Annotated in this window: 13 protein-coding genes; 4 read left to right on the forward strand and 9 right to left on the reverse strand. The window is 70.8% G+C overall.

Annotated features, from left to right (window positions below; all coding sequences use genetic code 11):
• Positions 1-13: 13 nt before the first annotated feature.
• Together LZ495_RS16345 and LZ495_RS16350 are read left to right on the forward strand one after the other, a co-directional pair.
• A complete protein-coding gene (locus LZ495_RS16345) occupies positions 14-610 on the forward strand; it encodes an apolipoprotein A1/A4/E family protein (protein ID WP_235052941.1) in 597 nt (198 codons plus the stop codon).
• A 395-nt stretch (positions 611-1,005) separates the two neighbouring features.
• Positions 1,006-2,004, forward strand: coding sequence for an alpha/beta hydrolase (locus LZ495_RS16350; RefSeq protein WP_235052942.1), 999 nt, complete (start codon positions 1,006-1,008; stop codon positions 2,002-2,004).
• A 56-nt stretch (positions 2,005-2,060) separates the two neighbouring features.
• On the opposite strand, the gene LZ495_RS16355 is transcribed toward LZ495_RS16350, so the two are convergent.
• Positions 2,061-3,248: an outer membrane protein assembly factor BamB family protein gene (locus LZ495_RS16355; protein WP_235052943.1), complete on the reverse strand. Its 1,188-nt coding sequence runs from the start codon at positions 3,246-3,248 to the stop codon at positions 2,061-2,063.
• Between the two features lie 489 nt (positions 3,249-3,737).
• Between LZ495_RS16355 and LZ495_RS16360 the strand changes: the two genes are divergently transcribed.
• Positions 3,738-4,400, forward strand: coding sequence for a hypothetical protein (locus LZ495_RS16360; protein WP_235052944.1), 663 nt, complete (start codon positions 3,738-3,740; stop codon positions 4,398-4,400).
• A gap of 113 nt (positions 4,401-4,513) precedes the next feature.
• Here the strand turns inward: LZ495_RS16360 and LZ495_RS16365 are convergent, their stop codons facing one another.
• The 7 genes from LZ495_RS16365 to LZ495_RS16395 all read right to left on the reverse strand — a co-directional run bounded on the left by LZ495_RS16365 (position 4,514) and on the right by LZ495_RS16395 (position 10,580).
• Positions 4,514-5,761, reverse strand: a complete 1,248-nt coding sequence (locus tag LZ495_RS16365) for a hypothetical protein (protein ID WP_235052945.1) — start codon at positions 5,759-5,761, stop codon at positions 4,514-4,516.
• 141 nt (positions 5,762-5,902) lie between these two features.
• The gene (locus LZ495_RS16370) at positions 5,903-6,430 is read right to left on the reverse strand and encodes a DUF1062 domain-containing protein (RefSeq protein ID WP_235053099.1); all 528 of its coding nucleotides are present in this window, start codon (positions 6,428-6,430) and stop codon (positions 5,903-5,905) included.
• Between the two features lie 381 nt (positions 6,431-6,811).
• Positions 6,812-7,303, reverse strand: coding sequence for an HD domain-containing protein (locus tag LZ495_RS16375; RefSeq protein WP_235053100.1), 492 nt, complete (start codon positions 7,301-7,303; stop codon positions 6,812-6,814).
• Positions 7,281-9,047, reverse strand: a complete 1,767-nt coding sequence (locus tag LZ495_RS16380; RefSeq protein ID WP_235052946.1) for an amino acid adenylation domain-containing protein — start codon at positions 9,045-9,047, stop codon at positions 7,281-7,283. Before LZ495_RS16380 ends, LZ495_RS16375 begins: the two co-directional genes overlap by 23 nt.
• Positions 9,048-9,420: 373 nt before the next feature.
• Positions 9,421-9,720: a hypothetical protein gene (locus tag LZ495_RS16385; RefSeq protein WP_235052947.1), complete on the reverse strand. Its 300-nt coding sequence runs from the start codon at positions 9,718-9,720 to the stop codon at positions 9,421-9,423.
• Between the two features lie 43 nt (positions 9,721-9,763).
• Positions 9,764-10,213 (reverse strand): SRPBCC family protein, encoded by a 450-nt coding sequence (locus tag LZ495_RS16390; protein ID WP_235052948.1) that lies wholly within the window; start codon positions 10,211-10,213, stop codon positions 9,764-9,766.
• A gap of 46 nt (positions 10,214-10,259) precedes the next feature.
• Positions 10,260-10,580 (reverse strand): HGxxPAAW family protein, encoded by a 321-nt coding sequence (locus LZ495_RS16395; protein WP_235052949.1) that lies wholly within the window; start codon positions 10,578-10,580, stop codon positions 10,260-10,262.
• A gap of 156 nt (positions 10,581-10,736) precedes the next feature.
• Here LZ495_RS16395 and LZ495_RS16400 point away from each other — a divergent pair, with 156 nt between their 5' ends.
• Positions 10,737-11,765, forward strand: a complete 1,029-nt coding sequence (locus LZ495_RS16400) for a YihY/virulence factor BrkB family protein (RefSeq protein ID WP_235052950.1) — start codon at positions 10,737-10,739, stop codon at positions 11,763-11,765.
• Here the strand turns inward: LZ495_RS16400 and LZ495_RS16405 are convergent, their stop codons facing one another.
• The gene (locus LZ495_RS16405) at positions 11,766-11,951 is read right to left on the reverse strand and encodes a hypothetical protein (RefSeq protein ID WP_235052951.1); all 186 of its coding nucleotides are present in this window, start codon (positions 11,949-11,951) and stop codon (positions 11,766-11,768) included.
• Positions 11,952-12,032: the final 81 nt, after the last annotated feature.

Genomic DNA, 12,032 nt, shown 5'->3' on the forward strand with positions numbered 1-12,032 from the left:
AAGAGGAAAGCACATGGCGACCACCATGGACCGCAGGAAGACCACGACCGACCCCAACCCGCTGTACGCCGTCGTCGGCGCGGGCGACCTCGCGGTCGAGAAGATCCGCGAAGTCCCCTCGATGATCGCCGACCTCAAGATCGACATCCCCACGGACGCCCGGTCGATGCGCTACCGCGTCTCCAACACCGCGTCGGACGTGCGTGCCCAGGTCGGCGGGACGTTCGACGCCGTCTCCAAGGACCCCGGCGGCTTCGCCAAGGACCAGTACGGCAAGGCCCGCAAGGCGTACGAGGACCTGTCCGTGCGCGGCGAGCGCGTCGTCGACCGGATCCGCGGCAAGGTCGACGAGGCCACGCGTACGGCCTCCCGCGAGGCCAAGGAGCTCAAGGACACCGCGAAGGACCGCGGCCGCGAGGCCAAGCACGAGGTCGAGGAGCGGGCCGCCGAACTCAAGACCCGCGCCGGCAGCGCCGCCCGCGACGCCAAGGACGAGGTCAAGACCCGCGCCGACGGCGCCGCGGCGAAGGCCAGGACGGCGTCCGGCTCCACGGGCCGCCCGAAGACCGCGCGCACGACACCCAAGCCGGGCCCGGCCGCGGGTCGGTAGGCACGTCCAGGCCGTCCAGGCCGGCCAGGCCAGCCAGGCCAGCCAGGCCAGCCAGGCCAGTCAGGCCAGCCAGGCCGCCCAGAACCGACGCAGGGCCGAACCGCGACTGCACCGCGGTCCGGCCCTGCGTCTTGGGGTGCTGTTGCTGGATCCCGCGGCCGCAACCCCCGCGCCCCGCAGCCCGCGGCCTGCCGGCCGTTGGCCCGGCATCCCGCTCCCGCGTCCTGCTCCCGACCTTCGGTTCTGCGTCCTGCTTTCGCGCCGTACGTCCCTTTTCTCTTTCCGGCGTCATGCAGTTCCGCCTCCACCGCACTGCCTGTCCCTGGCTAACGTGGGGACGAGACGGGGGCCGCCCCCGCGCCCGACCGCCCGCCCGACCCACCGGAGGCATCGGTTTGAGCGTCCGCGACTTCGCGCCGGAACCCGCGGCGGCACCGCCGTTCGACCCCGAGGTGGAAGCAGTCCTGGCCAAGGTGCGCGGGCGCTCACCCGGTCCGCTCACCCCGGCGAATCTCGCGGACCGCCAGACCCAGGACGCCACCGCCCGTCCGCGCCCCACGCTCGACAAGCTGAGCACCGACGAGCGCTGCGAGTTCGCGGAGCTGCGCGTCCCCGGACCGCCGGGAGCTCCTGACGTCACCTTGGTGAGCGCCCGTCCGCGCGGCCTGGACGGCCCGCTTCCGCTGGTCTACTACATGCACGGCGGGGCGCTGGTGATGGGCAACGCCTGGTCCGTGCTCCCGCGCGTCGTCGAGGAATGGGTGCTGCCTCTCGGGATGGCGGCGCTGTCCGTCGAGTACCGGCTCGCCCCGGAGGCCCCGTACCCGGGTCCCCTCGACGACTGCCACGCCGGGCTCGTCTGGGCCGCCGAACACGCCGCCGACCTCGGTATCGACCCCGACCGCATCGTCATCGCCGGCAAAAGCGCCGGCGGCGGCCTCGCCGCGGCGCTCGCCCTCCTGAACCGCGACCGCGGCGGTCCGGCGCTCCGCGGGCAGATGCTGCTCTGCCCGATGCTCGACGACCGCGACCGTACGTACTCCAGCCACCAGATGTCCGGCCGCGGCCTGTGGGACCGCACGTCCAATGCCACCGCCTGGCAGGCGTACCTCGGCGACCGATACGGCACCGACGACGTCCCGCCCTACGCTGCCGCCGCCCGCGCCACCGACCTCTCCGGCCTGCCTCCGACTTTCCTCGACGTCGGCTCCGCCGAAATGCTGCGCGACGAGGCCGTCGCCTACGCAAACGCCCTTTGGCAGGCCGGCGGCGAAGCCGAACTCCACGTCTGGCCGGGCGGATCCCACAGCTTCGACAGCCTGGCCCCGCACGCAACCCTCAGCCACGACGCCCGCAACGCCCGCACCCGCTGGCTCCGCCGCTTGTCGGGCTGAGTCTGTTCGACAGGCCGCGCTTTCGCGGCGCGGAGCCGACGGGGCGGGCGCGTGGCCTACTTGGGCGGGGCCACGGGGAAGACGAAGTAGGCGTTGCCGCTGTCCTCGCGCACGACGCCGAAGGTGTCGCCGAACGACGGCACCGTGGGCACCTTCTCGGCAAGGAGGGCGTGGGTCCGGGCGTCGAGGGCCGCGGTGCCACCGCCGTCCAGCAGGGCGTAGAGCACACCCTTCGGGGAGACGGCCTCCGGGCGCAACTGCCGCTCGTCCGCTGCCTGCTCCCACAGCTTCCGGCCGGAGGCAGTCTCCCAGGCGACGGCGCCCTTCGTCAGGGCCACTACGGCGATGCCGCCGTCCGGCGACAATGCGACACCCGATTTGGTGGGGCCCGCAAGCTTCACACCGGGCGGCGTGGTCGGGCCCTGGGAGATGAGCCTGCCCGTCGCGGGGTCGTGCGCGGTGAACGTGGTCGCGCCCCCGGAAGGCGCGGTCCACGCCAGGAGCAGCAGCTTCTCCCGGGCGGCGACCACGGACACCGACGGCGCCTTGCCCGCCGCGGCGGCGCGGATCGGTTCGGGTACGGGAATCGACTTGGTGCCCCACAGCTCCTTGTCCGTGAACATGTCGCGGACGACGAGCTTGCTCGGGCACCACCCGGGCTCGCCGCACTCAGTGGTGCCGTGGAGGAAGTACTTCAGCGGCTCGCGCCGGTAGTTCTCCGCGGGCGACGCGTGCTCGTAGAGCATGCCGCGCGGCGGCCTGAACTCCGCGCCGCCGCCGATCGGAAGGTACGGCCCGCTGGACGGGACGAGGTAGCCGTCCCACACGATGGGGTCCTGGTGCACGTCCCCGTCGAACTCCGAGGTGCCGAGCACCTTGCCGGACGGCGCGTACATCGTCAGCGTCGTGCGCGTCGTCGCCGCCTTCAGCCCGTCGGCGCCGGCCTGCGCGACTGTGCGGACCACCAGCGCGGGCGAACCGTCCCTCCAGTAGCCGACCTTCACGAACTTGTCGGCGCTGATGGCGACATCGGACGCGGCCGGCTTCGCTTCGATCGTGGCCCGCTCCGCGCCCGTGGCGCCATCGCGGATCGTCGCCTTGAAGCCCTCCTTCGCGTGAGTCGCGGAGACGCTGCGGATGAACACCACCGCGTCGCCGAACGCACAGGCCGGGTCCGGGCTGCCCTGCAGGCCGCGCACGATGTCCGCGCGCCCGGCGCACAGACCGGCCTCTTCGACGCTCACACTCCACGCCGGACGGTCCGCGAGTCCCGGTATCGCGGGCCCCTTGTACTGCGGCCCCTTCGGGGCCTCGGAGCCCTGTCCCGATGCGCCGTCGCCGCCCCTGCCGGCTGTGCCTGCCGCGTTCGCATCCTGGGCCGGGTCGTCGCCCCCGGAACCGCACGCGGCCGTCATCGTCAGCGCGAGCAAGACCCCCGCTCCGACCACGGCCGCCCGCCGCGAACGCCCCCGCCCGGCAGCGCCGGATGCGGTCAGGAGGCGCCGGTTTCGGACATGGCCATGCGGTCGGTACATGAGGAGAGCAGGTCCCATCGGCAGAATGGATCTTGGAATGGACAGCCCACCGTAACGCCGCCCACGACACCCGGCCGTACCCGGTAGCCATAATGCGCATCCGTGCCGCACCGGACACCGTCCGTCCCGCAGCGTCCGCAAGGGGATGCAGGCCTGGGAGCGAAACGGTGCCGTGTCAGACCAGGATGAGAGAAACGGATGAAGCAAGGCGACCTGGAGGGCGACCGACCGATGACCCACACCCCTGAATCCGCCGGCACCCCAGACGACGGCGACCAGACGGTCATAGACGCCCTCGCGCGCGCGAACATCGTTGCGCTCGCGGCCGAGCTCGTGGAGCGCGGCTGCCCGGCCGAGGGACTGATCGATCCGGACGCGGCGGAGGAGGACGACGAGGAACGTGCCGAGTACCGGATGTTCGCGGTTCAGGTGCACCCGGGCCTGGAGCGCTGGGTCGCCATGCCCGGTGTCGACCTCGCACTCGTCCGCGCCGCGGGACCGGACGACCCCTGGGCCGTGGAATGCGACATGGACCCCTACGCCTGGCCCGATCTGATCGCCGAGTTGGCCGACGACGCCCTCGGATGGATCGCGTTCGGACGCAACCTCGCGCTCGTCAGGGACGAACTCGCCCGCCGCGGACTCGTGTTCCACGACAAGGACGTGAGCACGGACGTGGACGCGTGCGGCGGAGGCTACGAGGCATTCACGTTGCACGCACCGAACTCGGTGGTGATCCGCCTCGGCGTCCCGAACCGCGAAGCGGGTCCGGGATCGCGCGCTGAGCTTTTCGTGAACGGCTACGGTCACCTCTTCGAGCAAGCGATCGAATCGATCCTGCAAGCGGCGGCGACTCCGTAACCCGACGGCCCACGTTTGCTCGCCACCGAGCCGCCCTAGCCCGGGCGCCCAAGAGTTCGGAACGGGAGGCGGCCTCTGTCGACAGCCGACAGCCCGACCGCCCACGCCGGAGGTCACCAGCGCCAAGCGTCCTCCTCCGTACCGTATTTGGCGTGGTAGTTGTCGTGCGACAGGGGTGCGCTGCCGTCGTCCGGCTTCGGCACCGAATCCGCCGCTTCGCCGAACGTCGCACGTACCGCGGCCAAGGCGAAGGCGACGCGGGGCAGGCTCTGCCCCAGCTTCTCGGCCTCGCGGACGGCGCGCTCCGCGGGTTCGCGCTTGCCTTCCAGGCTGTACGCGATCGCCGCCGTGCACAGCGCATGGGCGGCGACGAGACGCGAACGGGCTTGGAGCGCAACCCGGTCGGCCATGGTCGCCGTTCCTGCGACGGGCCCGTACGCCAGCAAGTACGCAGCGATCGCATCCGTACTCGGCTGTGCGGGACGCAGGCGCAAACCGAGCGCGGCGGCGGTGTCCAGCGCCGCCCGCTCCAGCCATGAAGGCACAGGCGGGGGAGCGGCTGCCTTGGGCCGCCGGACGAACGCTTCCAGCCAGTAGCAGGCCGCCCGCAAGAAGTGCTGCGCAGCCAGCGCCTGGTCGGGCCCCGGCGGCAGACTCCCACCGACCCGCGCGTACAACTCGCCAGCCTCCTCGTACCGCCCTTCGTGGACGAGAAGCTCCAACGCAAAGACGCACGCCGCGCCCGACGCCGGATCCAACGCACCCAGCGCCGTGCGAGCCGCAGCCAAGTCGCCTACGTCCAGCAGTTGGCGCACCCGCACCTCGCCCGCCGAGCGCGCCAACTGCGAGAACTCCTCGCGTCCGGCGAACGGCATCACGAAGAGGAACCACCCGGGCGTCGCCGACAACCCGTACGGCATGAACACTTCGACCGCCCCGAGCCCGATTCCCAAGGCGACCGCGACTCCCCAGGCATCAGGCAACCCTGCGACCCCAGCGGCCGCAAGCGCGGCGAACACGGCCAACTCCAAGGCGAATCCGCTCCACACGCGCACCCGACCGGTCGCCTCCGCCCGCGGCACGACATCGACCGACGCCCCGAGGGCCACAGCTCCCCGCACGATCAGCCGGTCGCCGGCTATCCGGACCTCGTCCGGACGCCCCGACCCGTGCTTCACCGCCACGACCCGCATCCCGAAGAGCGGCGCGCAGGCCCGCCACCACCCCAGATGCAGCCACTTGCGAGCCACCCACGACCCGGCGAGCACCCCGAGGAACGCGAGCGGTTCACCGTACGCCGTCAAGACAAAGAGCACGGCCCCGAACACAGCCGAAATCTGCACAGCCAGCCGCACCCGCACTGCCCGCCGATTACGCAGCACCTGCTCGCCAAAAGCACTAGTTGTCACAAGCAAGCATGATCCCACCGGCCCACGCGTACAGCCCGCGGATTTCCTCGTACCGGCCTTCGCGGACGCGAAGCTCCACAGCAAGACGAGGGCTCAGTGCTTGAGCGTGAAGGTGAAGTCGCCGGAGAGCTTGCCGCTCAACCGGGATGCCGAAACGAGCTTCCCCTCCGCGATCAGCCTCTCGGCCTCGGCCCGCGAAAGACCGCAACCTTCGGCGATCAACCGCACCGGCCGGACTGGGATCCGGGCCGCAAAGCGGACCGCGACGTCGATCACTTCGCGGCCCACATGATCCGATCCGCCGGTGTCGAGACGCCAGGCGCCGTCCCAGTCCAGGGCTATGCGATTACAGCGCTTTACGACCGGATCCTGGAGCAACTCGGCTGCCAGGCCAGGGCCATTCCCATGCATCCGCTCCAGCAGATCAGGCCGTACGGATTGCACGTTCGTCCGCTCGAGAACCGTGAGCTTCGCCGTGTCCCCGCAAGCGGTACAGAGCACAAGGAGCCAGGCGTCGAGGTTCTTATGGTTTGCGTTGACGCGGAACTTGCCGTTCGCCCGAAAGCGCTCGGACGCGCACACGTGGCAACGGCGGAGAACGGTCGGCAGGCAGGTGGGCATGACCACCCAGCGATGGAGCACAGAAGTACACCGATTTCAGTGAGAAGTCCGCAGCAAAGAGGAGCGCGGCGCACATACGCGACGCGCGACACATCAGCTCTCGGGAGGTCTCACAGGGTGTACAACGGCACGTCCTTGCCTAGGCGACTTGGCTCGGACACAAGGTAATGACGCTCAGCAACGCATCTCCACCGATTTTCGAGCGCTCGGGGCAGGCGCGGAGGATGACGCGTTCCTCGGGCATGCCGGCGAGAGCGCTTCGTGGAACCGTCGAGTGATTCCCTTACAGATCAGGGGTGTTCGTACGGCAAGATCCATCAGGCCGAAGGTGCGATGCCGGTCCTTCGCAGCGCGTCGAGTCCTTTGATACGGAGCAGCGCCTCAGCCACGTAGGAAAGTCCGCTGCCATTCGGTGGACGACAGACCCTGCGAGGCGTCGCCCAGAGCGACCGCCGAGGCCGTCTTCAGCTTGGCCCGCGTGCTGTCGACCCATTCCTGGGCATTGGCATAGCCCTGTTCGAGGTATTCGAGTCCCTGGATCATGCACTCGAGCCGGTCCGCGTCGTGGGCGACCTGGGCTTCAAGAGTCTCGCCCCGCTCGTACTCGTCGACCGCTTCGGCGATGCCGGCCGCGACAGCCGGATGCGCGTCGGCGAGCTGGTCGGCAGTGACCTGGCGGTTGTCCGCGGCTTGCAGGTAGCGGCGACCGACCCAGGGGATGTCGCCGACGCGGGTCTCCTGCGAGTCATGGAACGTACACAGCAGCGCGACCCGTCCGGCATCGGCACCCTCCATCATCGCCAGCACGGAGCCGATGACCGGGGTACGCCAAGAGTGCTCGGCAATGGTCTCAGGATCCTTGACGCCGACGATCCACCGCCGCTGCTGCTGAGGCTGCGGTGAGGAGTTCCCTAACGGTTCCCGAGAACTCGTCGAGGAGAGCCAGGGCGATGGTCCAGGTCTCGGCTGATTGTGGGGTGGAGAGGTGGGTGGTGATCAGGTCTTGGAGCGCCTTGGTGGCGTTGGTGTGGGCTTGGGGGACTGTTGTCCGGCAGAGATCGACTACGGCGAGGGCGGCTGCTGCCGGGTGGGCCTTCGTGATCAGGTCCGCGCCTTCGATGAGGCGGTGGCCGAGGGCGGGCCAGATCCAGCGGGAGCCTGGTCGGACGGATTCGCTCAGCTGGAGTGGGTGGTCGAGGAGGGCAGCCAGGGCGTCGTCGCGGGAGAGCAACTCTGGGGGTTCTACGGGCATCGGGACGCGGTTGGGGACGGGTTGGACGACGCGTGGGTGGCCGGTGGCGTGGGCTACTTCGGGGTGGAGGGGGACGCGGCGCCATGTGAGTCCCGAGGCGCGTTCGTGGGGGTGGAACTGCTCGACGAGCCGTACGGCGGTGGTGGGTGGAGCGAGGAGGAGCAGCAGGGCTTCTGGGTTGCCTCTGGCGCCGTGGACGGCCCATCTGTAGTCGGGGACTGGGGCGGGTTGCCGGGCTGTGTCGACGAGTTCGGGGAGTGTGCCGGGGAAGTGCGGGCCCAGGCGGATCAGGCGCAGCCATGCGTCCACGTCGTCGCGCAGGGGGCGGAACGGGGCCAGGCCGAGGAGGGCGTAGAGGAAAGGGAAGGGCGAACCGACCCAGGGGGTACGGCCGATCGGGGAGCAGAAGCGTTCGATCAGCCCGAGCAGCGGCCAGGCGGGGGCGGTGTGGCGGACTACGTCTTCGGCGGTGAGTGTGCCCGCGTAGATGGCGTCGATCAGGCGCTGGTCGAGGCGTCGCAGGCCGCGCAGTAGTGGCGCCACCGCGTCGGGTGGGCAATCGGGGTGGGCGAGGAGTGCGGCGCGGACCCGGTCGTTGAAGGGCTGGTGGCGGTGGACGTGGAGGAGGCCGGCCCAGTCGAGGGTGAGCTCGCCCGCCAGGATGTCCTCGGCGCGGTAGTTGCGGCTGCCGAGGCTTACGCGCCGGGCCTGCGCGTCGGGGCCGGCGATCGCGGCAGCGTGCTTCGTCAGGCGTTCCCGGCCGGCGGGCGCGGTCAGGTACGGCTGCAGCAAGCGCAGGTGTTTTGCCGTGGCGCGCATGCCGGTTGGCTGCAGGGCTGCGTACACACCTTCGGTGTCGCGGGCTTGCCACAGGCGTAGTACGGCGTCCACGAAGAGCGGGTCGTCCAGCGGCGCGGGCTGCCCGATCTGGGCCACGGCTGATGCGACGACGTCCAGATCCGACGTGGCAAGCAGCGGCCGTGCCCGTACCGTGGCGCTCTCCCACATGCGTGCGACCACGGTGTCGGCAGCGTGCGGTGTGCGGGCGATCAGCGTGCCGAGTACGCCGCCGTCGAGCTCGCGGCGTGCCAGGAGCGCCTCGTCGACCTGCGGGATCTGGGCTGCGGCGAGACGCCGTTGGCCTGATGGGCCGAGGCGGGTGTTCGCCGCCAGATCAGCCAGGCCGGCCGGGTCGCCGCGGCGTAGCTCGTGGTCGGTCAGCGCGTCGAGGGACGACCCGGCCGACGTAAGCGCGCGGGTCCGAGTCTCGGCGGGGATCCGCGCCAGGACCGCGTCGTACGTGTCCGCGGGCAGATGCCGCAGGAGCGCCCCGGCGGCATCTGCCCTGTTCAGCCACCAGAACATCAGCGTTCCCGCCCCATCGGCGCGTGGGGGGTCGTGACGATGAGGCCGGCTTCGCTGCGCATGGCACTGAACGTACAGGTGGGGTACGCAGCAACGGCGTCTGCCGGGTGGTGGTGGCGGTGAAGGCCGGGCGCACGCGCCGGGCAAAGGGTCGTGAGGTCTGGCGCGGCCATCAGCCGCGTACAGCCAGGTCCAGTGCCGGCCGCGCCGCCGCGCCGCCGCGCCGCCGCGCCGCTCGCTCACGCCGCTACGTCGCCACCGGCCGCGCGGCCAGGACCGGCGCCGATGCCGGGCATGCGGTCGTGCGTCCATGCCGTCCGTTCCGCTGCGCCGTCGGCGGACTCGTGACGGCCGGCACCGGCACCAGCCCCGGTCAGACGGTCGCGCCGGCCGCGGCGTCGGCGGCGTCCGCGGCGTTGCGGCGCCGGCGGCCGCGTACGACCAGGACCACCACGAGTACGGCCGTCGCCCCGGTGACCAGCTTGGACGGGCGGCGGGCGCCGCCCCGCGCCGAGTCGCCGGGCGGGTTCAGGATCTCCGGGTCGAACCCGTCGTCCGGGCCGAGGCCCGGCACCGGGACGCGGGGCTTCGCCGGTTCGGCGGAGTCGTGCTCCCGGGCTGGTGCGCGGAGGCGGGCGCGTAGCCCTTCCGCCCGCGTGTCGTCGGTGGGCAAGGTGTTCTCTCCTCGGATCGGGCGTCCGGACGCGGCGGACGGATCAGACTTCGCCGCGCCAAGCGCCGGTGGCGTTGCCGTCGCGGGTCTCGATGAACTCGCGGAACCGTTCGAGGTCGCCGCGGACCTTGCGGGTGACGAAGCCGAGCTTGTCGCCGACGTTCTCGACCATGCCCTCGGGGTCGTGGTCGAGCTGCAGCATCACCTTGGTATGCGTGTCGTCGAGGCGGTGGAACGTCACCACGCCGCCCTGGTCCGGACCGCTGCGGCTGCGCCACGCGATGCGCTCGTCGGGGATCTGCTCGGTGATCTCGGCAGCGAACTCCCGCTTCACACCGGAGATGTTCGTCACCCAGTACGTGTGCGTGGCGTCGATCTGCTCGACGCGCTCGACGCCGTCCATGAAGCGCGGGAAGTCCGCGAACTGCGTCCACTGGTCGTACGCCGCACGGACCGGGACCGCCACCTCGACAGATTCTTCGACCTGCGTCATGTTGCATCGCTCCTTCTTCGCATAGGGATGGGCCGGAGCCCCGGCGCTACCCGCTTCGGCGGCCGCCACGCCCCTCGTCCACGAACCGGTCGCGCAGTTCGACGTCGCCCTCCTGGTGGTAACCGGGCGGTATCCCCAGGCCCATCAGGGACAGGATCTTCCCCAGGAACGCACCGACCACGGCCACGCCGACCCCCGTCCAGAAGAGCCAGACCTCGGTCGTCGGAAAGGCGATCGCCGCCATGAGGCAGCCCGCGAGGATGACCGCCACGCCGATCCACGCGGCCGGGCTGTGGCCGGCGTTGTCGATACGCATGTCGCGGCGCCCGTAGCGCCGCTGCGCCTTCGCATGCGGGTCGTAGCTCATGTCGCCGCCTCCTTGTGATCAAGCAAATACCGTCCGGTGTGCCGGCTGCGTCCGCTGTTCGTCCGTTCTGCGCCGGCTGTGTGCCCGGCGCTACCCGCATCGCGCCCGCTGATACGTCGCCCGCATGCGTCCGCAGGTTCCGGATAGCTGCTCTGCATGGCGTGGATCCGACGAAGAAGACAAGACCCAGAACCACCGCCCGGGCCTGACCCCGCGGTTCTGCGGGATGCCCCCGACGAGCCTTCGGAGCTGCCCAAACGGTCGTGGTGGGCCGTGCTCAAGCGCACCGCCGCCGAGTTCCAGGAAGACGAACTCACCGACCGGGCAGCAGCCTTGACCTACTACGGCGTGCTCTCGCTCTTCCCCGCGCTGCTGGTGCTCGTCTCGCTCCTCGGCCTCGCCGGCGCCGCTGCCACCCGCGAAATTCTCGACAACATAGGCGAGTTGGCTCCTGGCGCGGCACGCGACGTGCTCACCAACGCAGTACGCGACCTCCAGTCCAGCACCGGCACCGGATCAGTACTCGCCGTCGTCGGCCTGGTGCTCGCCGTATGGTCGGCGTCCGGCTATGTCGCGGCCTTCATCCGGGCCTCCAACGTCGTCTACGACATCCCCGAAGGCCGCCCGGTCTGGAAACTCACGCCTCTCCGCCTGGCCATGACACTCGTCCTCATGGTCCTGGCCTGCGCGAGCGCGCTGATCGTCGTCTTCACCGGAGCGCTCGCCCGCCAAGCCGGTGCCGCGCTGGGGGTCGGGGACGCGGCGGTACGCGTCTGGGACATCGCCAAGTGGCCCGTCCTCGTGGCCCTGGTGATCCTCATGATCGCGCTGCTCTACTGGGCCGCCCCGAACGCCAAGAGCCGCGGATTCCGCTGGATCACCCCGGGCAGTTTCCTCGCCCTGGTGATCTGGCTGGTCGCCTCGGCCGGCTTCGCGTTCTACGTGGCCACCTTCGCCACCTACAACAAGACGTACGGCACCTTCGCCGGCGTGGTCGTCTTCCTGGTCTGGCTGTGGGTGACCAACATCGCCGTGCTGCTGGGCCTGGAGTTCGACGCCGAGTTGTCCCGCCAGCGGGCGATCGCGGGCGGCCACCCGCCCGACGACGAGCCGTACGTCCGGCCCCGCGACACCCGCAAGTGGCCACCGGAGGAACGGCTCCGCGCCAAGAAGGCCCGGGGCTGATCAGCCGTCCTCCGGAAGCCCCTCCCCGCTGCGCCGGACGACGAACGCCCATCCGCGCCGATAGACCGCGACCCACCCCTGCGTCATCGCCGACACCACGACGACCGCCACCATGGCGTTGTCGCGATACCGCCCCGCCGAGTTGCCCGCGGGCCTGCCGATAAGTGCGCCAAGGCTGTACATCATGACCTCCTCAGGCCCTTCCAGGCCGCTTCCCGCACGCTGCCCCGGCCCGCCCCCGCCAGTCCCCGCCGACCCCGATTCCCG

The organism is Yinghuangia soli (assembly GCF_021502675.1).
GTDB classification, from domain to species: Bacteria; Actinomycetota; Actinomycetes; order Streptomycetales; family Streptomycetaceae; genus Yinghuangia; species Yinghuangia soli.